The sequence below is a fragment of the Deltaproteobacteria bacterium GWC2_55_46 genome (genome assembly GCA_001595385.3).
In the GTDB taxonomy this organism is placed as follows: Bacteria; Desulfobacterota; GWC2-55-46; order GWC2-55-46; family GWC2-55-46; genus UBA5799.
Genome location: LVEI03000001.1, coordinates 974,703 through 995,705, shown reverse-complemented (window position 1 = coordinate 995,705; position 21,003 = coordinate 974,703). Strand labels below are relative to the sequence as shown.

The following is a 21,003-nucleotide window of genomic DNA, read 5'->3' as shown; positions in this document are numbered from 1 at the left end:
TAGTTAAAGGGTATCACATTACGAAAACCTGTCAATTTTATGGAAAAAGCGGCAAATCCCCCCTCTCTGCTATAATTAGTTGTTCTTCCCTGTTTTATCCAACGGAGGCGTATGTCCTTGTCAAAAGCCGCAAAGGCGCTCATCATCGGAGTCCTGGGAGTCTTGGGAGCCCTGGCGGGCCTTTCAGGGTGCGCGGCGCCGGTTGCGCCGCTGCTGCCGGTTGCGCTGCCAGCGGTCATCGCCGGCGCTGGCGGCGGCATCTCGTATACCCTCACCAATATAGCTTACAGGACGATGACAAACCCCGTCGAGGAGGTCGAGCGCGCCACCCTCAAGGCCGCCATGATGATGTCTCTCCGGGTAGATAAGGTGGAGCACGGGGAGTACAATGTAGAGATAACCGCGACGACCCGCGCGCATGACATATCTATCACCCTTGAGAGGCTTACGCCGACATTGACAAGGCTCAGCGTGAATGCCAGGAGAGGACTCTTGTTCAAGGACAAGACCACGGCATTTGAGATAATATATAATACAGAGGTGGCTCTCGCGGGTCTGGAGGCGGAAAGGACAGGCCGGCCTGTCGAGGGACTGCCCGTACGTGAAGGGAAGAAGCCCGGCGCATGATACCCATAAAGGACAATATACCTTCGAGCACCTATCCATATGTGACCGTGGCGCTCGTGGCCGTCAACGTCGCGGTCTTTATCTTTGAGCTTACGCTCGGGGCGGGCGTAGAGCGCTTCATCTACAAGACAGCCGCCATACCGCTCGAGATAACTACCCTTTCAGATATCGGCCCAAAGGGCCTTATACCGGTCCCGCTGACCATTTTTACGGCGATGTTCGTCCATGGTGGGGTGCTTCACGTCGGCGGTAACATGCTCTTTCTCTGGATATTCGGGGACAACGTCGAGGACAGGTTCGGCCATGTAAGGTTTCTCATCTTCTATCTTGCCGCCGGGGTAGCCGCGAGCATGACCCATATAGCCATCGAGCCCGGTTCCACCATGCCCATGGTCGGGGCGAGCGGCGCCATAGCCGGTGTCCTGGGGGCATACTTCCTGATGTACCCGAGGGCGCAGGTAAATACCCTTGTCATCCTGCCTCTCTTTATAGGCATGACGAGGCTCCCGGCCGTCATATTCCTGGGGGTCTGGTTCCTTTTCCAGGTATTGAGCTCCGGTGTCGGCGCTCAAGGCGGGGTGGCCTGGTTCGCGCATATAGGCGGCTTTATTACGGGCGTGGCGGTAGCTTTTTTCTACAAGGTGTTCGCGCGCGCCATGTAAAGACATCGATCCTGACGGAGGTCCCGGATGTTTCACATATCAGACCCGCGTGACATCAAGGCTGGCAGGGTGACGGACGTCTACTTCGCGAGGACGCTCGAGATACTCAAGGCAAGGGGCGTGGACAAGAGGGTAAGGGCCGAGCTATTCGCCAAAACGCTCCCGGGTGATTACGGCTGGGGGGTGCTCGCCGGGGTCGAAGAGGCCGCTTACCTTATGGAAGGCAGGAAGGTCAATATCCGGTCTATGGCCGAGGGCGAGGTATTCTTCCCCTGGGAGCCTGTCATGGAGATAGAGGGGAGCTACCAGGAGTTCTGCGTCTTTGAGACCGCCCTTTTGGGCCTTCTATGCCAGGCAACCGGTGTGGCCACCAAATCGGCGAGGATAAGGATAGCAGCTGGCGAAAGGACGGTCGTGAGCTTCGGGGCAAGGAGGATGCACCCGGTCGTGGCGCCGATGATAGAACGGGCAGCGTTCATAGGCGGCTGCGACGGCGTGGCGGTCATCGTGAGCGCAGAGTTGCTGGATATTGACCCGATGGGCACAATGCCCCACGCCCTGATACTCGTCCTCGGAGATACGGTCGAGGCGATAAAGGCCTTTGACGAATCGGTTGACGCCAGGGTAAAAAGGGTCGCGCTTGTCGATACCTTCAACGACGAGAAGTTCGAATCTATAAGGGTGGCCGAGGCGATGGGGGGGCGACTTTTCGCCGTGAGGCTCGACACACCGTCGTCCAGGCGCGGGGACTTCTACCGGATTTTCGAGGAGGTCCGATGGGAACTCGACCTTAGGGGCTTTAAAGAGGTCAAGCTCTTCGCCTCAGGGGGGCTTGACGAGGCGGAGGTAGTAAGGCTTGCCCCGCTGGTAGACGCCTTTGGCGTCGGCACTTGCATAAGCAACGCCCCTGTAGTGGACTTCAGCATGGATATAATGGAGATTGAAGGCAAGCCTCTCGCTAAAAAAGGCAAATGGTCTGGAGCCAAGGACGTCCTGAGGTGCTCTTCATGCGGGGCAAGAAAGGTCGTGCCGATGGATAATATCCCAAAGTGCTCTTGCGGCGGCGAGTTCGAAAGGCTTTTGAAGCCCCTTATACTGGATGGCATGAAGGGCAGGGAACTGCCAAGCCCGAAGGCTATCAGGGAGAAGGTGGTCGATGGGATCAAGGGGCTCTGTCTTTAGCGGGAGGGACGCCCCCAAATGGGGTTGAAAAGCTGATATGCTTAATATAAGATGAATCGTGAGATAGCCCTGAGGCCATAAAAAGAGGTTGCCGCCATGCTCCCAAAACAGAAGCTCAGGATCCAGAAGGTCCTCTTCCCAACCGATTTTACAGGCGCATCCATCCACGCGGCCTCATACGCCCTGTCGCTCGCGGAAGCTTACAAGGCGAAGTTATACGTCGTCCATGTGGTGGATACCTCGCGCGAGGCCAGGGGTTTTTACCTGCCGCACCTCCCTTTTGACAAGCTCGACGAGGAGATGATGGAGAGCGCGACAGAGATGCTCAGGCGTTTTTGCGAGATGAGGTTCAAAGGATACAGGAACCTTGAGTCTCGCGTGCTCGACGGCGAGCCATATAAGGAAATACTCAAGGTGATAAATGGAAGCGCCATAGACGTTGTCGTGATGGGCACATTCGGCAAGGCCCGCATAGACAGGGTATTGTTCGGCAGCACGACCGAGCGGGTCATGAGAAAGGCGGCCTGCCCGGTATTTGTGGTCCCGCCCCCGAGGTAATCCGGATGTTCGGCATCGGTCTAAGCGAACTGGTACTCGTCGTCATCGTCGCCCTTATCGCCCTGGGGCCGGAGAAGCTCCCGGCTGTAGCCAGGGCGCTCGGGAAGGCATATTCTGAATTCAGGAAGGCCGGCGAAGAGGTAAAAAAGAGTTTCATGGAGGCGGCCAGGGCCGAGCAAAAGGACGGCAAGCCCGAGGCGCCGGTCTCCGGCCAGGCTGATAAGGAGTAGGGATGGCCGGGGAAGAAAAGAGGATGTCGTTTACCGGCCACCTGGCCGAGCTGCGGCAAAGGCTCATCATATCCGTTATCGCAGTCGCCGCGGGTTTTTTAGCCGCTTATTATTACTCTGACAGGCTCTACTGGCTTTTGGCCTCTCCGCTCCTTGAGGCCCTGCCCCAGGGGCAGGACTTCATGGTATTTACCGGGGTGGTCGAGCCGTTTTTCATCTACCTGAAGGTCGCCCTTCTGGCCGGGCTGGTCATTGCGAGCCCGGTCGTTGTCTACCAGGTATGGGCCTTTGTGGCACCGGGCCTCTACAGGGATGAGAGGCGTTGGTTCATATTCATCGTCATATTCTCGGTCGTCCTCTTCGTCTCTGGCGCCGCCTTCGCCTTCAAGGTCGTCTTCCCCTTTGGTTTCAAGTACCTGCTCAGTTATTCAACGCAGGGATTAAAGCCATTTCTATCGATGGGGCAGTACTTCTCGATGGCTACAAGGCTTCTACTCGCCTTCGGCCTCGTCTTCCAGCTCCCCCTTGCCATACTCGTGCTCTCAAGGCTTGGGATAGTCTCTGCCCGCCAACTCGTCGCCTGGTGGAGGTACGCGATAGTCGCCATCCTCGTCGCCTCGGCGGTACTCACGCCCACGCCTGACGTATTCAATCAGATGCTCATGGCCGGCCCCCTTGCCGTCCTTTACGTCATGGGCATAGTCGTCGCTTCCATATTCGGGAAGAAGAAATAAAAAAAGCCCCTGCCGGTTGCGGCAGGGGCTTTTTTAAATCTGGTCCGTTAAGGGAATATCTTCACGATGTTCGTCGCCTGCATGCCTTTTTCTCCCTGCGTGAGGTCGAACTCGAATATGAGGTCCCTGCTCGGGAGCATGGCTATGTCTATGCCGGGGCCGAAGCTCGATTCATGGGCGAAGGCGGTGCCGAACGGAGAGTCGGAGCGGCGGGTGTCGGTTATCCAGAGGCCGGGGCCGATCCTTGAAAGATACCTCATGAAGCCGAAGTTCTTGGATTTATTGAAGGTGTAGCAGATGCCCCTTACGCGCGAGCCCACCTCGCCCCAGTTCTTCTTGGGGTCGGCGTCCTGTATGGGGAGGAGGTTAGGTACAAGAAAGCCTGACATGAAAAGGTCGACTTCTCTTTTCAGGTTCGACGATACGTTCTGGAAGGCGACCGCCTCGACCCTGCAGCCTTTGTTCTGAAGGGCCCTCACAACCTGTATGAAATCGCCGTCGCCGGTGGCCATCATGACCTTATCGAGGTTCTCCGACTGAAGGAGGGCGTCTACGGCCATGTCGAGGTCGGCGTTGGCCTTGCCGAATCTGTTCCCCGACTCGTCCGTATACCAGCTGACGATCTTTTCAATGACCTTGTAGCCGTAGTCCCTGAGTGTCGAGTGGAAGTTGAAGGTCCGGTCCCTGTAATCATGGTCGGTCTTGGCCCTCTCTTCGTCATACGCGACGTAGGCGTTGAGCCTTATCGGCTCGCCGCTGTCCCTGCAGGCGAAGTCCCGGAGCGCGTCAAAGCGCATGCCGTAGCCGCCGTTCCGGGTTATGTTGGCGACGTCTATGTAAAGGCCTATTCGCTGGGCTTTTTTGCTGTGCATTCGTTATATCCCCTGGGTTCTTTTAGCTGGCTGAGTCTGATTTTTAGTTTTTGAGCCGACCGGTTAGACGTCCAGGTTTGAGACCTCAAGGGCGTGCTTTTCTATGAACTCCCTCCTGGGCTCGACTACGTCGCCCATAAGCCTGGTGAATATCGCGTCAGCCTCTACCGCGTCCTCGACCCTGACCTGCAGGAGCACCCTTTTTTCCGGGTCCATCGTTGTCTCCCAGAGCTGCTCCGGGTTCATCTCTCCAAGTCCTTTGTACCTCTGTATGGAAAGGCCCTTCTTGCCTATCTCGAGCACATGCTCGACAAGGCCCCTGAAGGTGAGGATCTCGGTTGCGTCCTCGCCGTTCGTCACGGTAAAGGGCGGATCGCCCGCCTCTTTCATGGACTTGACCAGTGTTTTGAGTTCGAGGAATTCCGCCGAGTGCAGCAGGTTCCTGTCGATGACCGTCTCGGTCGATATGCCGTTGCGCCTTGACGAGTACTTTATGGTGAAGGATTCGTGCTCAGGGTCCTTTTCATGCGTGAAGACAGGGGTGTGCTCAAGGCTCAGGGATTTCACGTGCGCGTTCACGCCGTCTATTATTTTTTTGACCTGTAGTTCGCTCTTTAAAGAGTCTTCGGTCAAGCCGTCGTGCAGGACGAGGGCCTCTATGACCTCGGAGTCCCTGCCCCTGCTTTCTATCCTCGCAAGCCCCCTTCTGAACCTGGAGATGTTCTTGAGCATCGCGAGCAGCCCCTTGCCCTGCACAGGGCCCTTCTTGCCCCTTGGCACGATGGATATGTCGTCCTGGGCCTGCTCGAAGATGAAGTCCTCGAGGTGGGAGTCGTCCTTCAGGTACCTCTCTTCCTTGCCCCTTTTGACCTTGAAGAGCGGGGGCTCGGCTATGTAGAGGTGGCCGTTCTCGGCAAGGGATTTCATCTGGCGGTAGAAGAAGGTAAGGAGGAGCGTCCTTATGTGGCTGCCGTCCACGTCAGCGTCGGTCATGATGATGATGCGGTGGTAGCGGAGCTTCTCGGGCTTGAAATCATCGTTGCCGATGCCGCAGCCAAGGGCCATGACCATGGTCCTTATCTCCTCGTTCGAGAGGACCTTGTCGAACCGGGCCTTCTCGACGTTGAGTATCTTTCCCTTAAGGGGGAGTATCGCCTGGAACCTCCTGTCGCGCCCCTGCTTGGCCGAGCCTCCGGCGGAGTCTCCCTCGACTATGAATATCTCCGAGAGGGCCGGGTTGGTCTCCTGGCAGTCCGCGAGCTTGCCCGGAAGGCTGCTGGAGTCAAGCGCGCCCTTCCTGCGGATTATCTCCTTGGCCTTGCGCGCGGCCTCTCGCGCCCTTGCGCCCTCGACCGCCTTCTGGACGATCTTTTTCCCGACGGTGGGGTTCTCTTCGAGGAAGGTGGCGAGCACGTCGTTTACGATGGCCTTGACGTAGCCTTCGACCTCCGAGTTGCCGAGTTTGGTCTTTGTCTGCCCTTCGAACTGAGGGTTCGGCAGCTTTACGCTGATGACCGCGATGAGCCCTTCCCTTACGTCCTCGCCCTGGAGGGATTCCTTGACGTCCTTTATAAGGCCGCGCTCGGAGGCGTAGCTGTTTATGGACCTGGTGAGGGCCGATTTAAAGCCCGTCAGGTGAGTGCCGCCCTCAGTGGTGTTTATGTTGTTGGCGTACGTATAGATGTTCTCGTTGTAGGAATCGGTCCACTGGAGGGCCATCTCCATCTGCACCGATTCCTTCTCGCCGGACATGTAGATGACCTTGTTGTGGATGGCGTTTTTGGACTTGGCGAGGTGCTCTACAAAGCTCACTATCCCGCCCTTGTACTGGAACTCGTGGAACTTGTCCGACCGCTCGTCCCTGATGGTTATCTTTATCCCGGCGTTGAGGAACGAAAGCTCGCGGAGGCGCTGGCTCAAGGTGTCGAAGCTGAATTCCATGACCTCGAATATCTCGGCATCCGGCTTGAATGTGACCGTGGTGCCGGTCTTCTTGGTCTTCCCCTCGACAGCAAGGGGCTTGGCCGGTTTCCCGCGCTCGTACCTCTGCTGGAAGACCTGCCCGTCCCTCTTTATTTCGACCTCAAGCCACTCGGAGAGGAAGTTCACTACCGTTATGCCGACCCCGTGCAGCCCGCCTGAGATCTTGTAAGCCTTGTTCTCGAACTTTCCGCCGGCGTGCAGTTCAGTCAAGACGACCTCGACCGTCGGTTTTTTCTTCTCAGGGTGGAGCTTCACCGGTATGCCTCTGCCGTCGTCGGTCACGGTAACGGAGTTGTCCTGGTGGATGACTACATCGATGTTCTTGCAGAAGCCAGCGAGCGCCTCGTCTACCGAGTTGTCTACGACCTCGTAGACAAGGTGGTGGAGGCCCATCGCTCCGGTGGAGCCTATGTACATGGCGGGCCGCTTCCTTACGGCCTCAAGCCCCCCGAGCACCTTGATGGATTTTTCGTCATAGGAGGCGTTCTGCGGAGGGGCCATTGTGTCGTCAGTCTCTTCTTTTTTCAATGCTCAGTTCCTTTCTCTTACGAGATTAGGTTTTACGCCGTGGATAAAGATGAAAGAGGCGGAATTTCAAACTATCATTTTAGCACGAAAACGCGGATTTTTTCCAGAAAAAAGAGGGAGGGAAGAGGGCCTGATCCGCCTGTATTCAGCTAAAAATGGTTGAAAACCGTGCATGGAAGGGGTTGCGGACCGCCATCCTGTTTTTATGATATACTGAGAAGGTTTTTAAAAAAAACTCCAATCAGACGGGTGATTTTTATGGGCATACTGGAATTCATAAAGGTGGTAGGAAGAGGCAAGGAGGGCTCGAAGGACCTTTCGAGAGAAGGGGCGAAGACGGCCTTCAGGGAGATAATCTCTGGCAGGGCGACAGATATCCAGACCGGGGCCTTCTTCTCCTCCATGAGGATCAAGGGAGAGTCCAGGGATGAGTTATCGGGCTTCATGGACGCGGTAAAAGAGTCGATGGTCACTATCGACCTGCCAGGCAGCACGGAGGCGTTGTGCATATCGGCGAACTACGACGGCAAGGCAAGGGGCTCCCATATACTTCCTTCCGCCATATTCATAGCCGCAGGGGCCGGGCTCAAGGCGGTAAGCCACGGCTCTACCATGGTCCCGGCCAATTGCGCGCCGACCTTCCATGATGTCCTGCTTGAGATGGGCGCTGGCATGCCGGAAGGGGAGGAAGGCATAAAGGAGTGCTTCGCCGAGGCGGGATTCGCCTACGCCCATCAGTCGGTATATTCGCCAGAGCTATTCGGGATACTCCCCTTAAGAAGGGAGTTCGGCATGAGGACCTTTGTCAATGTCATCGAGAAGGCGTTGAACCCGTTCGGGACCACAAAGCTCGTATGCGGCATCTTCCACGAGCCGTTCTTCCAGAACCTCGAACACCTGGCGAAAGAGGCCGGGTTCACGAGGTGGACCGTCGTCAAGGGGGCGGAAGGAGGTGTCGAGCCTTTCCCGGCGAGGGAGACCAGGTACATCAGCGGGACGATTGATGGAAGCACGTCTGAGTCGTTCGACCCGAAAGGAATGGGGGTCGAGGCGGCGAATTATCCTTTCACCGATATAAAGGCGGATGCCGCGCTTAATTCCTCCGTACTGGAAGGAAAGGAAGGTCCTGGAAGGGGCTGGGCCGTCTACACCGCCTCGGTGCTGCTCTATTCGGCGGGCATTTTCAATGGGTTGAAAGAGGCAAGGGAAGGGGCTGAAGCGAGCCTCCGTTCCGGAGAGGCGATAAAAAGGTTTCGCGCGTACGCCAAGGCTGCCCGCAGATGATGGCGCGCCTGCGGGCGGACGGTAGAGGCTCAGCGGGCCAGCCTTCTGATGGCGTATTTGGTCATCTTCCTCTGAAGGGTCCTTCTGTCGATATTGAGGGCCTTCGCGGACCGGCTTATGTTCCACCCGTTCGCGGAGAGTACCGACAGGATGCAGCCCCTTTCCATCTCCTCAAGCGATTGGGCCTGGGCGGTCGATGGCGCATGCCTTCTGCCTATAGACTTCATCACCTGGGCGGCCGTTATAACGTCCTCGGGGCTTAGAACAGCCGCCCTCTGTACCAGGTGTAGAAGCTCGCGCACGTTTCCGGGCCAGTCATGCCTTACAAGGAGTTCCATAGTCTCCGGCGTAAAGGCATAATTGCGCCCCTCGGCGACTGAAATATTCCTCAGGAAGTAGTTTGCCAGCGCGGGTATGTCCTCAGGCCGCCTCCGAAGCGGCGGTATGTGCACCCTGCAGACGTTCAGCCTGTAGTACAGGTCCAGCCTGAACCGTTTGCTCGCCACCTCTTCCTCTATGTCCTTGTTTATGGCGGTTATTATCCTTGTGGTGACGTGTATCTCCTTGCTCGACCCGAGCGGCCTGTATGTGCCGGTCTCTATGAAACGCAGGAGGGCCGCCTGCACGGAGAGGTCAAGGTCGCCGATCTCGTCTATGAAAAGCGTGCCATTGTCCGCGGCCTTCACCAGGCCTTCTTTCTGGTCTGCCGCCCCTGTGAAAGCGCCCTTTACATGGCCGAAAAGCTCGTTTTCAAGGAGCCCGGGCTTCAAGCACGCGCAGTTCATGGCGATAAAGGGCGCGTCCTTGCGCCTGCTGTCGAAGTGGAGCGCCTGCGCGACAAGCTCTTTGCCGGTGCCGCTCTCTCCCATGATAAGCACCGGCAGATTGGAGTCCTTGACACGCTTGATAAAGCGCACGACATCCTTTATGCCGGGGCTCACACCTATAATCCCCTGGTATCGCTCCTCTCCGGCGGCTGGCTCGCTATCGGGCTTTATCGCGGCGATGAGGTCTTCTATTTCCTGGATGTCGCACGGCTTCGTAAGGTAATGATACCCGCCGAGCCTGATCGATTTCACGGCGTCAGCGATGGAGCCGTAGCCCGTGAGGACGATGCAGGCCACAGAGGGCTGGGCCTCTTTTATCGCCACAAGCGCCTGTGTGCCGTTCATGCCGGGCATCATCATGTCGATGATGGCTACGTCAAAGCGCCTGGTTGACGCGAGGTCCACGGCCTTTGCGCCGTCTTCGGCAGGGGTCGCCTCATGGCCTCTGGCTAAAAGGGCCCTGCACAGGGTCTTACGGAAGATACTATCGTCATCGAGCACCAGTATTTTCGCCATACGCGACCTCTCCAGCGGGACCTTGGGTTTAATCCTGGCCTTTTTGCATTATAATCTGAAAAAACCATGGAATACAAGCCCCTGGGAGCTGGCCGCCACATACGCGAGCTTGTGCTATATTATCTATTAGCGCCGCACCACCAATACAGAGGCAAGGTGACAGAAAAATGAACGAAGACACCGTAGAGCTTTATGACCTGCTTTCTGATTACAGGGGCCATCTTGAACAGATCGAACATCCGGAGGACGTCCAGTACGTGCTCGATAACGTCCTTAACGCCATTACCAATGACGAATCGATAGACCCGGACGAGCTTGAGATAATAGCCGCGTATGTCGAGGATTTCGACCAGGGATACCATGAGTACGAAGAGCTGCTCGACACTATAAGGGAATACCAGGAAAGGCTACAGCCCTGAAGCGCGCCTCGTCGCGTTCTTTTCAACAGCTTTGCCGCCTCTGCTCGCTTGTTCCGGGTCATGTCGTGGCGGCTTGTTCCCATGAAAGCCGCCTGACCGGTTCGGCATGCCCATCCTCCAGAACAACCCCCAGCCGATTTGACAGTCAGGAAAACCGCATTATAGTTACCCCTTAAAGCGCGGTATTAATCCTCCGGTTGTACGCCGGAGAAAAACGGCCAGGGGTTGTATGGATGGGCTTGCTCAAAAGCGGTACCGTACTCTTCCTTGCCTCGATGGCGGGGAACTTCTGTAATTACTTCTTTCAGTTCTTCATGAGCAGGCGGCTTGACCTGACCGATTACGGGGCGCTTAACGCGGTACTTTCAGTGACATCGATACTGGGTATTCCAACGGGGACGGTCATGCTTGTTGTCGCCAGGTACGCGTCTACGTTCAACGCGAGGGGAGAGGCGGAAAGTGTCGCGCGGTTCTACAGGAACTCGCTTCTATTCACCACCGCCGCCGGGGCGGCCGTCTTCGCGGCGCTGGCCTTCTTTAGCGCCCCGGTTGCCGCCTATCTTAAGCTCGACAGCAGGGTCCCCATAATAATCGTCGGCTTCGGGCTGGTCTTTTCCTTCGCCATGACTGTGAACATGGGGATGCTCCAGGGCCTTCAAAAGTTCTGGCACTTTGGCGCCGGGATATGGCTTGGCTCGGCCTCAAGGCTCGCCCTCGGCGTCATCTTCGTGCTTGCTGGCCTCGGCCTCAACGGGGCGGTAGCCGCTGTGGCCCTCCCGGGCCTCTTCGTCATAGCGATGACGGCATTCCCGCTTGCCGGCCTCTTAAGGAAAAGTCCGGGGGCGAGAAAGGCTACCATTGACATAGCGTCCTACAGCGTCCCCGTGCTCGTCTCGTCGCTCGCGTTCACAGCCATGACCAACATCGACATGATAACGGTAAAGCACTGGGCCAGCCCGGATGAGGCTGGGCTCTATTCCGCGGTATCGGTCCTTGGAAAGACCATCCTCTATCTGCCGTCAGCCTTCGTGCTGGCGCTATTCCCCATAATAACGGATTCGCACGCGCGTGGCGGCGACATCTACAGGGTGCTGGACAGGGGACTTCTCCTCACCTGCGTATTCTCTATAGCCGGCGTTATCTGCTTTGTACTCTTCCCGGAGCTGGCGATAAGGACCCTTTTCGGGGCCAGGTTCTCGGAGGCAGCCCCGCTCCTGAAATATTATGGGCTCGCGATGGTCTCCATGGCGGTCGTGAGCGTGCTGATGAGCTTCAACCTCGCGAGGGGCAAGACAGGCTTCATATATTCGCTGATCGCCGGGAGCGTCATCCTTGCCGCTCTCCTTAATATGTTCCAGGGGAGCCTCAAGAGCACCGTCCTTGTGATGACAGCCGTGAATCTCATCGTAGCCGCCTATAACCTGGCCTCTGTAATGCGCGAAAGGAAGGCGTGGAACGGGGTCAGGCTCAAAGCGGAAAGCGCTGGTTAAGATGGCTATCTCATCGAATATAATTTCAAGGGATAACGAAGAGAAGGTGCCGGCCCAGGGCATGCCGGCGGCGGGTCTTTTACATGAAAACGCGCCAGGCGTGCTTATACTCACGCCTTTCTACGAGCCTAACATCGGAGGGGTGGAAACGCACCTTAAGGATCTCGCATCGTTCCTGAGAAAAGACGGGCGCCTTGGCGTTTCGATACTTGCCTTTCAGCCCATAACCACCCGCGCGAAGGGGAAATATCTTGAGGCCGACGGGAACGTATCGGTAATACGGGTCCCGTGGATAGGGATGGGCCTGTTTCATAAGCTCGAGAAATATCCGCTGCTCGAGTTCCTTTATATAACCCCCTGGCTCTTCATCTGGACAGCTGTCTTTCTCGCCTTCAAGTGGCGTTCGATAGATATAGTCCACGCGCAGGGCTTTAACGCCGCCTTTGTGGCAAGGCTCCTATGCCGGCTCTTCGGCAAGCGCTACATGGCCAGCACGCACGCGGTATACGGCTTTAAGCCGGGGTCATTTACAGCCAGGGCCGTGAGGTGGACGCTTTCCGGGGCCGAGGCCGTGCTCGCGCTTTCAAGGGCATCTAAAAAAGAGATGGTGAGCATCGGGGTCAAAGAGGGCATTGTCTCTACCTATACCTACTGGGTGGACCAGGATACGTTCAGGCCCGTGTCCAGGGACGAGGCTAAAAGAAGCCTTGGGCTGGATGAAAGGCCCGTCGTACTTTTCGTCGGCAGGTTTATCGAGGTCAAGGGCATGGAGCTTCTCCTTGAGGCCGCAAAGAGCCTTGGTGATATCGATTTCGTCTTCATAGGGGACGGGCCGCTCGCCGGGGAGATAAGGTCGGCCGCCGAGAAGGCCGGTAACATCATATTCAGGGGAAAGGTCGCCAACAGGATGCTCCCACTGCACTACAGCGCGGCCGATATCCTCTGCGTGCCGTCGAAGAACGAAGAGGGCTTCGGAAGGGTGATCATAGAAGCGCTTTCATGCGGCACGCCGGTCGTGGCTTCAAGAAAAGGCGGCATACCGGAGGCCATCGACAGCTCTGTCGGCGTGCTCGTCGAACCTTCAGCAGCTGAGCTGGTCCGCGCGATCGAGGCGCTCTGCAGGTCACCTTTAAGGCTCGCCGAGATGCAATCGCGCGCGCGGGGCTACGCCCTTGAGCGCTTCTCGGAGGCGAATGCGTGGTCTATAGTCGAGCGCTATATGGGGCAGAACCCATGAGGTGCGTTTCCTTGAATGGAGAGACCCATGATGGTTTTGCGGCTGACGGCAGGGTGGAAGGCCGGTGCGTCCTGTGCGGTTCCAGACAAGCGCCAGAGCCGGTCATCGAGGCCCCCGACGCGCACGGCGCTTGTCTCTTGTCTGGCGAGCTCTTCAGGTTAGTGCGGTGCAGGGGTTGCCGCATCATATACATCGACCCCTGTCCGGAAGCATCCAGGCTCAAGGCCTGCTATGACAGGGGATACTACAGGCGTGCCGGGGTTTTGGCTACACTTGAGAAGGCGTTCACAAGCTTCTCGAACGCAAGGAAACGGGCCCTCATAGAGCGGTTCGCAAGAGGCGGCAGGATACTTGACGTGGGCTGCGGGGACGGGAGCTTCCTTGAGAGTTTCATTGGGAGGAAGGGCTGGAAGGCATACGGGGTAGAGCCGAGCGCGGCAGGGCATAAGCTTACAAAGGCGAAGGGCATCAGGGTCTTCAGAAGCGAGCTCTGCCAGTGCGGCTTCCCGGAAGGGCATTTCGACGCTGTTACCATGTGGCATGTGCTCGAGCACGCGTCTGACCCGGTAAGGCTTCTGAAAGAGGCACGGAGGGTGCTCGCCCCGAACGGGGTATTTGTGCTGGGCATCCCGAATATCAAAGGCGCGGGCTTTGCGCTAGGCGGGAACAGGTGGTTCCACCTCGATGCGCCAAGGCACCTCTTCCATTACGACAGCGAGAGCGCGTCTTTCGCGCTCATGAAGGCCGGCCTCAAACCCGTCAAGGTCTCTTACCCTGTCATGGAGTACCCGCTCGACCTTTACCACAGCGTTACCGGCGCGTTGAGGCCCAGGTCGATGAAGATAGCCCTCGCGCCTGTAGTCCTGGCGCTTTCGCTCGGGGCCAAGCCGGTATTGTCAGTCATGAAAGCCTCGGAGACGATGTTCATCATATGCAGAAAGGACAAGAAAAATGGGGACTGAGGTCTGCCTTATCTCTCCGCCCAAAAGGGCATACAACCACCACAGGCCGCCTTTGGCGCTTATGTACCTTGCCTCCGCTCTCGAAAGAGGCGGTATAAGCTCGTCGATCATCGACCCTATCTCTTTCTCCGATGTGTCGGGGCAGAGGAAGACAGAGGTGGTCGATGAGATACTCGGCGCGATCGAAAGGGAGAAGCCCAGGATCGCCGGGATCTCCTGCTTCACCCCCGAATTCAACGACGCTCTCTATCTCGCCGCCAGGATAAAGGAGCGCCTGAGCGGGATAAAGATAGTCGTCGGGGGCGTACACGCCACCTTAAAGCCGCAGGACTTCTTCTTCCCCGGAAGCCCCGTGGACTTCGCCGTAATAGGCGAAGGAGAGGAGACGTTCCCGGAGCTCTGCCGCGAGCTGCTTGACTGTGGCAAAGGGCACGGGAAGATCAAGGGGATAGCCTTTCAGGACCAGGGCGGCGGCTATCAGGAGACCCCCGCGAGGCCGCTGCTGCACGACCTCGACTCTCTTGCCATGCCGGCCTATGACAAGGTCGACATGAACTGGTACACGGCGCCCAACCCGTACGCGGTAAGGGGCCTTTTCCTGTCTTCGTTCTATCTCCTGGTCGGAAGGGGTTGCCCGTCCCTGTGCACCTTCTGCGTGAGCGCCGAGCTACGCAAGACCATGGCCCCCGGCAAGTCGCTTCGGTGCAGGACCGCCGCGAACGTCGCGGACGAGATAGAGCTATTGAAGGAACGGTACGGCATAGATTCGTTCTATTTCATAGACGACAATTTTACCCTCCGGCGCGACCTGGTCTCCGGGATATGCGATGAGCTTTTGAAGCGCAAGCTCAACCTTGTCTGGAGCTGCTCGGCAAGGATAAACAGCCTGAACGAGGCTGTCCTGGCCAAGATGAAGAAAGCGGGCTGCGTGCAGGTCGACCTCGGGGTCGAGTCCGGGTCAGAGACGGTCTTAAAGAGGCTTAAAAAAGGGATCAGCGTGGGGCAGACAAAGGAGGTATTCCGGGCCTGCAGGAAGATAGGCATGCGCACCTTCGCCAACATACTCGTGAACGTGCCCGGGGAGACCGAGGTCGAGGTGAACGACACGTTGAGGCTCCTGGACGATATAAAGCCATCGGTCACATCGTTCAACGTCTTTATCCCTTATATCGGGACAGAGATATATAACGATTCGGGGCTCGGGCTCAAGCCCTCAGAGTACTGGATGCTCGGCGAGCCGCCCCTTAAGCTCGTGAAAGAAGAGAGGTTCCGTTTCGCGGCGCACTCCATGGACTTCGCGGATTTTTATTATAGGAACCACAAGAAGTACAACTCCATCTTTACGTTCCTGCCAGATTACCTGTCGCCGGGGTACCTTAAGAGGGTCGTAATGAGCAGGAAGAAAAGGGAGTACTTCCTGGGGATAAAAGACCTCGCGAAGGAGTACCTGAAGCAGGTCAGATGATAAGACGGCATATGGACGCCATAAGGAAGGTGCTTTCGGAAGTTTCCGGTAGACACCGGGAGAAGATCGATTTTCTCGACGTCGGCTGCGGTGACGGGACGCGTACCCTTTTGTTCGATGACGGGACGAGAAAGGTATGCGGGGTCGATTTCAAGGACTGGCTCGCGCCCGAAACGTCGAGGAGAATAAGGCACAGGACCGCTGACATCATGGAGCAGGGGCTGCCGTACCCTGACGCATCTTTTGACCTTGTGCTCTCTTTTGACGTGATAGAGCACCTCGCCGCGCCGTGGTCCCTGCTTGGAGAGATGAGGAGGGTCCTAAAGAAGGACGGCGTGCTGGTCATCTCGACCCCGAACAGGAACAGGCCCTATGGGGTCCTGCTGAGCATCATTGGAAGGAGGAAGTTCCCATATGGCGAGGAAAAAGAGGGCGACCCTTACGCCAGGCATGTGAGGGAATATACCTTCAGCGAGCTAAGGGGTCTTCTCGCTCTCTCCGGGTTCAGGGTCATACGGGCGCACAGGGTCTTTTACGGCGTTACAGGGTGGTACGGCTTTACCCGTTTTCTGTCCCTGCCGCTTTTCCATAATGCCATATTCGAATGCAGGAAGGTCTGAGGTCGATGTACGGCGGTCTGCTTGAAAACAGGTTCTTCCATTTCGCAGCCTTTTCGCTCGCTCTTGCCATAGGCATCTCCCAGAGCTTCAGCGGCGGGTCCTTTCCGCTTGGAGGGGACGGGGATTTCCATCTCTCCTACTCAGGCGTGCTAAGGTATTTCTACGCCTGGTCGGAAGACGGCCTCGGGACGCCGAATTACGCAGTAGAGGCGGTATGGCCCCTGCCGGCCATGCTCTCGCTCCTTGAGACCTTCATGGACGTTTGGGCGGTCAAGCTCGTCCTGAACTTTTCGCTCTACTTCCTCATGTTCGCCTCCGCTTACCTCGTCTGCGTAGAGCTTAAGGTCACGCCGATCAGGTGCTTTCTCCTTTCGGCCTTTTTCGTGCTGAACCCGCTTTCGTTCTCATATTTTTCGAGGCTCAACATGTCGCTTGCGATAACGCCGGCGGCCATGATGCTTTTCTTCTGGGTCATCTTAAGGTTTTACGGACAGGGCTTAAGGCTCTTTTTCTATTTCGGGGCCGTATCGACGCTGCTGGCCTTCGCCAACACGAACCCGCCGCTCATGGCGATATTGCAGCTTTCGATATTGCTTTCAGTTCTGCTTGCCCGGTTTGCCTCAGGCGGCAGCTTCGATTTGAGGGAGGCTGCGGGTAATTATCTTATCGTCCTCCTGTCGTTCATCATTTTCAACGCGTGGTGGATAGTGAACCTCTTTTCCTTCGTCTCTTCCGGGGCAGCGGCGAGGATGTACACGGGTGAGACCGCAAGCTCTTTTCTGGACCTTGTGGTATCGAGCAGCGACCTCATTCTGCCGAGGGTGATGATGCTCCGCACCGGCTTTACCGTAAACCCTTACGAGAACTTTTTCGGGGCGTTTTATAACTCAGCGCCCGCCGTGCTCTTTTCAGCCATTCCAGTTGCGATAGCTGGCGTGTACGCCGCTACCCGGATAGACGGCAGGAGGGATCTGGCAGTACTGACCGCTTTTCTCGCGTGCCTTGTAGCGGCATTTCTCGCTAAAGGCACCAGCCATCCCTTTGGCCTGCTCTACGCCTTCCTCTTCGAGCACGCGCCTTTCTTCAATATCTTCAAGGGTCCGATAGAGAAATTCGGAGTGCTATTCCTCTTCTCGCTTATGGCGCTCCTTATGCTCATCTCGACAAGGCTCTTTAAGAAGAGCGGGAAGGCGTTTGATATCGCCATCTCGGCATACCTTCTTTTCTTCAGCGTTCCGCTCTTCACCGGGCAGTTGTTCCCTGAATCGGCGGTGGGCGAGATTGAGGGATACACATGGGCCGGCGACGTTGAGACGTTGGCATACAGGGACAAGCCCGGCTTCATGGAGGCAAGGCGATACGTTGAGCGCGCCAAAGGAGATTTCAGGGTGCTTACCTTTCCCGGCAATAAAGAGTATTACGCTGTGACGTTCAGGATGTACGGGGACAGATTATACTCCGGCGTAGACCCGGTTTTCTCAAATACCGGGAGGCCTTTCATCATCTATGGCAAAGGCACCGAGGCCTTGTATTCGGGGCTGAGAAACGCGGGCTACGAACGGCTGCTGGGCCTTTATAACATCGGCATGGTCTCCGTAAACAGGAGCGCCATACCAAGGTACAGGTTCGCTGAGCGGGAGAGCGCGGGCGAGCTCAAGAGGTTCTTTGCCGGGAATATGGGCTCCCGCTCTTTCGGCGATATCACGATATTTGAATCGAAAGGAATGATGCTCCCCAGGATCTATTCGTCAGGGATCTGAGCCTCACAGGACGCCATGGCCGAAATACTCGTATTCAAGACAGACTCGTTTGACACGGACGCCCTTGTAGAGGACGTCCTTGCCTACAGCGCCGACTCTATCGTCCTTGTCCTCGGCTTCGACGGCAGGATAAAGGTCGTCCATATGCCCGGGGGCGAGGGCAAACAGGTGGTAGGGCTTTTCAGGTTCAAGGGAGAAAGGCTCAACAATTTATTTTCACCTCTTATTTTTCTTTTCGACCTTGCCGTTTACGCGAGGCTTTTTACAGCCATATGCATACGTCACAGGCCGCGCCTGTGCTGGATAGAGAACACGTTCGCCGCCGCGATCGCGGGGGCCCTGAGGAAGTTCGGCCTCTGCGGCAGCATAGTCTATCTCCCCGGCGACTGGCTTATGCCGGAAAAGAGGGGGGCCGGGATCAAAAAGTCCCTGTGGGGCATGCTTTTCATAGCGGCTGACTACGCGGCATGCAGGTCCGCAAGCCTTGTCCTCAACAGCACGCACAGGATAACAGAGGCCCGGCTCAGGTTCTGGGGCAGGGCGATAGCGAGGAAAGAGGAGCTGTACCATTTCAACATGAAGGTAAAGGCGCTTGAGGTCAAAAAGGGCGCGAGAAGGAAGATATGTTTTCTGGGGAACGTAAGGGAGGATTCGGGCCTTGAGATAATAATGGGGGCCCTTAAGAAGATAAGGGAGAAGCAGGACGTGGCGCTAAAGTTCATAGGCCCATCCGGAGGCTATGAAAGGATAAGGAGGATGGCCGGAGACTTCCGTATAGAGGAGCACGTGGAGCTTTTGGGGTTCGTTGAAAGGGATAGGCTTCCGCAGGCGGTCTCGGACTGTTTTTGCGGGGTGAACCTCCTCACAAGCCCCGACAGCTATTCTTCGTATACGATCCCCGGCAAGCTCGTTCACTACCTCCAGTTCCTCCTTCCGGTCATAACGACACCGGGGGCTGGCGTTATGGCCGGGGTGATAAGCGACAACAGGCTGGGGCTTGTCATAGAGCCCCGGGGAGAAGAATTTGTCGGGGCGGCGCTGAAGCTTCATTTGATGCAGGACGAGTTCAGGGAAAATATTTCGGGATATATAGCGGGGCTTCCAAGGGTGGAGTTCCAGGAGCTTATCGAGGCCTGATGGACAGGACAGAGATCCTCATATGCGGGGCAGGGATAGTCGGCCTTACGATCGCGAGGGAGCTCGCGCTGCGAGGCTATCGCGATATCACCGTCATCGAAAAGGAGGACGCCCCCGGCAGGCACGCCTCAGGGAGGATGAGCGGTGTCCTTCACGCGGGCGTCTACTACAGCCCCGGCAGCATGAGGGCCGAGTGCTGCGCAAGCGGCAACAGGCTCATGAAGGAGTACTGCAGGCGCAAGGGCGTGCCCCTTGTCGAAACGGGCAAGGTGATAGTGGCGAAGAACGAATCAGAGGCCGAGGCCATAGAGGGGCTTTACAGGCGCGCGGCCGGGAACGGGGCGGATGTCGAGATAATAGACGAGGCAAGGCTTGGGGAGATCGAGCCGTTTGCCAGGACCAGCTCCGTAGCGCTTTTCTGCCGCGACACGGCCGTGATCGATCCGAAAGCGGTCCTTGCCTGTCTGCAATCCGACCTCGCCGCCGCCGGGGTGAGGCTTCTGACGGCGACCTCTTTTCTGGGTCTTGCGGCCCGTGGCGCGGCCCGGACAAGCATGGGCAATATAGGCTTCGGCCTCTTCATAAACGCGGCGGGTGCCTATAGCGACCGCGTGGCGCATGCCTTCGGCGCGGGCATTGGTCTCAAGCTCATCCCGTTCAAGGGTATCTACAGGAGGCTCAAGGAGGAGAAGGCAAGGCTCGTGAAAGGCAATATCTATCCGGTGCCTGACCCGAGGAACCCGTTCCTTGGTGTGCACTTCACCCGTAGCTCTTCGGGAGAGGTATTTGCCGGGCCGACCGCTATGCCGGCTTTCGGCAGAGAGAATTACGGAGTGCTCTCCGGGTTGAGCATGGAGGCGCTTGAGATAATAGGGCGTGAGGCGGCCCTTTTCGCCGTGAACCGTCCGTTCAGGGATGTGGCCATCTCGGAGACCGGGAAGTATCTGCCGGGTTTTTTCTACAGGGACGCGCGCTCTCTTGTAAACGGGCTTTCCTCGAGTGACCTCGAGCCTTCATCAAAGGCCGGCATAAGGCCACAGCTGGTCGACTGGGAGAAAAAAGAGCTGGTCATGGACTTCCTCGTCGAAGGGGCAGAGGACAGCATACATATCTTGAACGCCATTTCACCGGCCTTCACGTGCTCGATGGAGTTCGCGAAGCGCGTGGTATCCGGTTACGTGGAAAAGGACGGGAGGGGCTTATGACAGAGGCGGTAATACTTGCCGGAGGGCTTGGCACAAGGCTAAAGAGCGCGGTGCCGGACCTGCCCAAGCCGCTCGCGGAAGTGAACGGCAGGCCTTTTCTCGACCTGCTCTTAAAGCAGCTCGACAGCTCCGGGGTGGTCGGGCGGGTGGTCCTCGCCGTTGGCTACAGGGCCGAGAAGATAATAGAGCGCTACGCCAATGCCTCCGGCTACTCATTTGAGCTTGTCTTCTCCCGCGAGGACGAGCCGCTCGGCACTGGAGGCGCCCTTATCAAGGCCGGGAAGCTTACCGGCTCCAGTGAGTTGCTGGTCCTGAACGGGGACTCATACGTCGAAGCTGATATCGCCGACCTCTTAAGCTTCCACCGCGAGAGCGGCTCTCCATTCACCATGGTATTGAAAGAGGCAGCCGACTGCCGGAGGTACGGGAGGGTCGAGGTGAACGCCGAGAGCCGGATCGTCTCCTTTGGCGAAAAAGAGCAGAGGGCCTGCCCGGGGCTTATAAACGCCGGCGTCTATGTCTTTGAACGGCCTTTGATCGAGGACGAGCGCGTGAGACCGCTCTCCCTCGAGACCGCTCTTCTGCCCGGCTATCTCAGGTACGGTGGATACGGGTACATAGTCTATGGCAGGTTCATAGACATAGGGCTCCCTGAGACATACAGGTCGGCCCAGGAATATCTTAAGGGGATGTAGCGCAGAACGA

At 57.2% G+C, this 21,003-nt stretch carries 20 protein-coding genes; 17 read left to right on the top strand and 3 right to left on the bottom strand.

The features are described from left to right. The first annotated feature begins 117 nt into the window (after positions 1-117). The 6 genes from A2V21_304715 to A2V21_304690 all read left to right on the top strand — a co-directional run bounded on the left by A2V21_304715 (position 118) and on the right by A2V21_304690 (position 3,993). Complete coding sequence (locus A2V21_304715; protein ID OIJ73627.1) at positions 118-627, top strand: hypothetical protein; 510 nt, start codon at positions 118-120, stop codon at positions 625-627. Beyond that, a complete protein-coding gene (locus tag A2V21_304710) occupies positions 624-1,289 on the top strand; it encodes a rhomboid family intramembrane serine protease (GenBank protein ID OIJ73626.1) in 666 nt (221 codons plus the stop codon). Before A2V21_304715 ends, A2V21_304710 begins: the two co-directional genes overlap by 4 nt. A gap of 27 nt (positions 1,290-1,316) precedes the next feature. Continuing rightward, positions 1,317-2,471, top strand: a complete 1,155-nt coding sequence (locus tag A2V21_304705) for a nicotinate phosphoribosyltransferase (protein OIJ73625.1) — start codon at positions 1,317-1,319, stop codon at positions 2,469-2,471. Positions 2,472-2,567: 96 nt separating this feature from the next. Further along, positions 2,568-3,029: a hypothetical protein gene (locus A2V21_304700; GenBank protein OIJ73624.1), complete on the top strand. Its 462-nt coding sequence runs from the start codon at positions 2,568-2,570 to the stop codon at positions 3,027-3,029. Between the two features lie 5 nt (positions 3,030-3,034). Further along, positions 3,035-3,259 carry a twin arginine-targeting protein translocase TatB gene (locus A2V21_304695; GenBank protein ID OIJ73623.1) on the top strand — a complete coding sequence of 75 codons (225 nt, stop codon included), beginning with the start codon at positions 3,035-3,037 and terminating at the stop codon, positions 3,257-3,259. Between the two features lie 2 nt (positions 3,260-3,261). Then, entirely contained in the window at positions 3,262-3,993 is a 732-nt protein-coding gene (locus tag A2V21_304690) for a twin arginine-targeting protein translocase TatC (protein ID OIJ73622.1), read from the top strand. 47 nt (positions 3,994-4,040) lie between these two features. Here the strand turns inward: A2V21_304690 and A2V21_304685 are convergent, their stop codons facing one another. Both A2V21_304685 and A2V21_304680 read right to left on the bottom strand, forming a co-directional pair. After that, positions 4,041-4,865 carry an NYN domain-containing protein gene (locus A2V21_304685; GenBank protein OIJ73621.1) on the bottom strand — a complete coding sequence of 275 codons (825 nt, stop codon included), beginning with the start codon at positions 4,863-4,865 and terminating at the stop codon, positions 4,041-4,043. Positions 4,866-4,928: 63 nt separating this feature from the next. Beyond that, entirely contained in the window at positions 4,929-7,349 is a 2,421-nt protein-coding gene (locus tag A2V21_304680; GenBank protein ID OIJ75051.1) for a DNA gyrase subunit B, read from the bottom strand. A 285-nt stretch (positions 7,350-7,634) separates the two neighbouring features. On the opposite strand from A2V21_304680, the gene A2V21_304675 reads away from it, so the two are divergent. Continuing rightward, positions 7,635-8,660 (top strand): hypothetical protein, encoded by a 1,026-nt coding sequence (locus tag A2V21_304675; protein OIJ73620.1) that lies wholly within the window; start codon positions 7,635-7,637, stop codon positions 8,658-8,660. A gap of 29 nt (positions 8,661-8,689) precedes the next feature. Here A2V21_304675 and A2V21_304670 read toward each other — a convergent pair whose 3' ends face one another. Next, positions 8,690-10,003, bottom strand: coding sequence for a hypothetical protein (locus A2V21_304670; protein OIJ73619.1), 1,314 nt, complete (start codon positions 10,001-10,003; stop codon positions 8,690-8,692). Positions 10,004-10,170: 167 nt separating this feature from the next. Here A2V21_304670 and A2V21_304665 point away from each other — a divergent pair, with 167 nt between their 5' ends. The 10 genes from A2V21_304665 (at position 10,171) to A2V21_304620 (ending at position 20,993) form a co-directional block, all read left to right on the top strand. Next, positions 10,171-10,422 carry a hypothetical protein gene (locus A2V21_304665; GenBank protein ID OIJ73618.1) on the top strand — a complete coding sequence of 84 codons (252 nt, stop codon included), beginning with the start codon at positions 10,171-10,173 and terminating at the stop codon, positions 10,420-10,422. Positions 10,423-10,655: 233 nt separating this feature from the next. Continuing rightward, positions 10,656-11,912 (top strand): hypothetical protein, encoded by a 1,257-nt coding sequence (locus A2V21_304660; protein ID OIJ73617.1) that lies wholly within the window; start codon positions 10,656-10,658, stop codon positions 11,910-11,912. A 1-nt stretch (position 11,913) separates the two neighbouring features. After that, positions 11,914-13,149 (top strand): hypothetical protein, encoded by a 1,236-nt coding sequence (locus A2V21_304655; GenBank protein OIJ73616.1) that lies wholly within the window; start codon positions 11,914-11,916, stop codon positions 13,147-13,149. A gap of 11 nt (positions 13,150-13,160) precedes the next feature. Further along, positions 13,161-14,111 (top strand): hypothetical protein, encoded by a 951-nt coding sequence (locus A2V21_304650; GenBank protein ID OIJ73615.1) that lies wholly within the window; start codon positions 13,161-13,163, stop codon positions 14,109-14,111. Then, the gene (locus A2V21_304645; protein OIJ73614.1) at positions 14,101-15,576 is read left to right on the top strand and encodes a hypothetical protein; all 1,476 of its coding nucleotides are present in this window, start codon (positions 14,101-14,103) and stop codon (positions 15,574-15,576) included. Before A2V21_304650 ends, A2V21_304645 begins: the two co-directional genes overlap by 11 nt. Further along, complete coding sequence (locus tag A2V21_304640) at positions 15,573-16,196, top strand: hypothetical protein (GenBank protein ID OIJ73613.1); 624 nt, start codon at positions 15,573-15,575, stop codon at positions 16,194-16,196. Before A2V21_304645 ends, A2V21_304640 begins: the two co-directional genes overlap by 4 nt. 5 nt (positions 16,197-16,201) lie before the next feature. After that, on the top strand, positions 16,202-17,956 hold the full coding sequence (locus tag A2V21_304635; protein ID OIJ73612.1) for a hypothetical protein: 1,755 nt from the start codon (positions 16,202-16,204) through the stop codon (positions 17,954-17,956). A 15-nt stretch (positions 17,957-17,971) separates the two neighbouring features. Further along, positions 17,972-19,093: a hypothetical protein gene (locus A2V21_304630; protein ID OIJ73611.1), complete on the top strand. Its 1,122-nt coding sequence runs from the start codon at positions 17,972-17,974 to the stop codon at positions 19,091-19,093. Next, entirely contained in the window at positions 19,093-20,298 is a 1,206-nt protein-coding gene (locus tag A2V21_304625) for an aminobutyraldehyde dehydrogenase (GenBank protein OIJ73610.1), read from the top strand. Before A2V21_304630 ends, A2V21_304625 begins: the two co-directional genes overlap by 1 nt. Further along, positions 20,295-20,993, top strand: coding sequence for a hypothetical protein (locus A2V21_304620; protein OIJ73609.1), 699 nt, complete (start codon positions 20,295-20,297; stop codon positions 20,991-20,993). The genes A2V21_304625 and A2V21_304620 overlap by 4 nt, the downstream gene beginning before the upstream one ends. Positions 20,994-21,003: the final 10 nt, after the last annotated feature.

Bases quoted from the DNA above. Each gene is read 5' to 3' on its own strand.
- A2V21_304710 (OIJ73626.1), top strand. From the start codon at position 624: ATGATACCCATAAAGGACAATATACCTTCGAGCACCTATCCATATGTG.
- A2V21_304705 (OIJ73625.1), top strand. From the start codon at position 1,317: ATGTTTCACATATCAGACCCGCGTGACATCAAGGCTGGCAGGGTGACG.
- A2V21_304700 (OIJ73624.1), top strand. From the start codon at position 2,568: ATGCTCCCAAAACAGAAGCTCAGGATCCAGAAGGTCCTCTTCCCAACC.
- A2V21_304695 (OIJ73623.1), top strand. From the start codon at position 3,035: ATGTTCGGCATCGGTCTAAGCGAACTGGTACTCGTCGTCATCGTCGCC.
- A2V21_304690 (OIJ73622.1), top strand. From the start codon at position 3,262: ATGGCCGGGGAAGAAAAGAGGATGTCGTTTACCGGCCACCTGGCCGAG.
- A2V21_304685 (OIJ73621.1), bottom strand. From the start codon at position 4,865: ATGCACAGCAAAAAAGCCCAGCGAATAGGCCTTTACATAGACGTCGCC.
- A2V21_304680 (OIJ75051.1), bottom strand. From the start codon at position 7,349: ATGGCCCCTCCGCAGAACGCCTCCTATGACGAAAAATCCATCAAGGTG.
- A2V21_304675 (OIJ73620.1), top strand. From the start codon at position 7,635: ATGGGCATACTGGAATTCATAAAGGTGGTAGGAAGAGGCAAGGAGGGC.
- A2V21_304670 (OIJ73619.1), bottom strand. From the start codon at position 10,003: ATGGCGAAAATACTGGTGCTCGATGACGATAGTATCTTCCGTAAGACC.
- A2V21_304665 (OIJ73618.1), top strand. From the start codon at position 10,171: ATGAACGAAGACACCGTAGAGCTTTATGACCTGCTTTCTGATTACAGG.
- A2V21_304660 (OIJ73617.1), top strand. From the start codon at position 10,656: ATGGGCTTGCTCAAAAGCGGTACCGTACTCTTCCTTGCCTCGATGGCG.
- A2V21_304655 (OIJ73616.1), top strand. From the start codon at position 11,914: ATGGCTATCTCATCGAATATAATTTCAAGGGATAACGAAGAGAAGGTG.
- A2V21_304645 (OIJ73614.1), top strand. From the start codon at position 14,101: ATGGGGACTGAGGTCTGCCTTATCTCTCCGCCCAAAAGGGCATACAAC.
- A2V21_304640 (OIJ73613.1), top strand. From the start codon at position 15,573: ATGATAAGACGGCATATGGACGCCATAAGGAAGGTGCTTTCGGAAGTT.
- A2V21_304635 (OIJ73612.1), top strand. From the start codon at position 16,202: ATGTACGGCGGTCTGCTTGAAAACAGGTTCTTCCATTTCGCAGCCTTT.
- A2V21_304630 (OIJ73611.1), top strand. From the start codon at position 17,972: ATGGCCGAAATACTCGTATTCAAGACAGACTCGTTTGACACGGACGCC.
- A2V21_304625 (OIJ73610.1), top strand. From the start codon at position 19,093: ATGGACAGGACAGAGATCCTCATATGCGGGGCAGGGATAGTCGGCCTT.
- A2V21_304620 (OIJ73609.1), top strand. From the start codon at position 20,295: ATGACAGAGGCGGTAATACTTGCCGGAGGGCTTGGCACAAGGCTAAAG.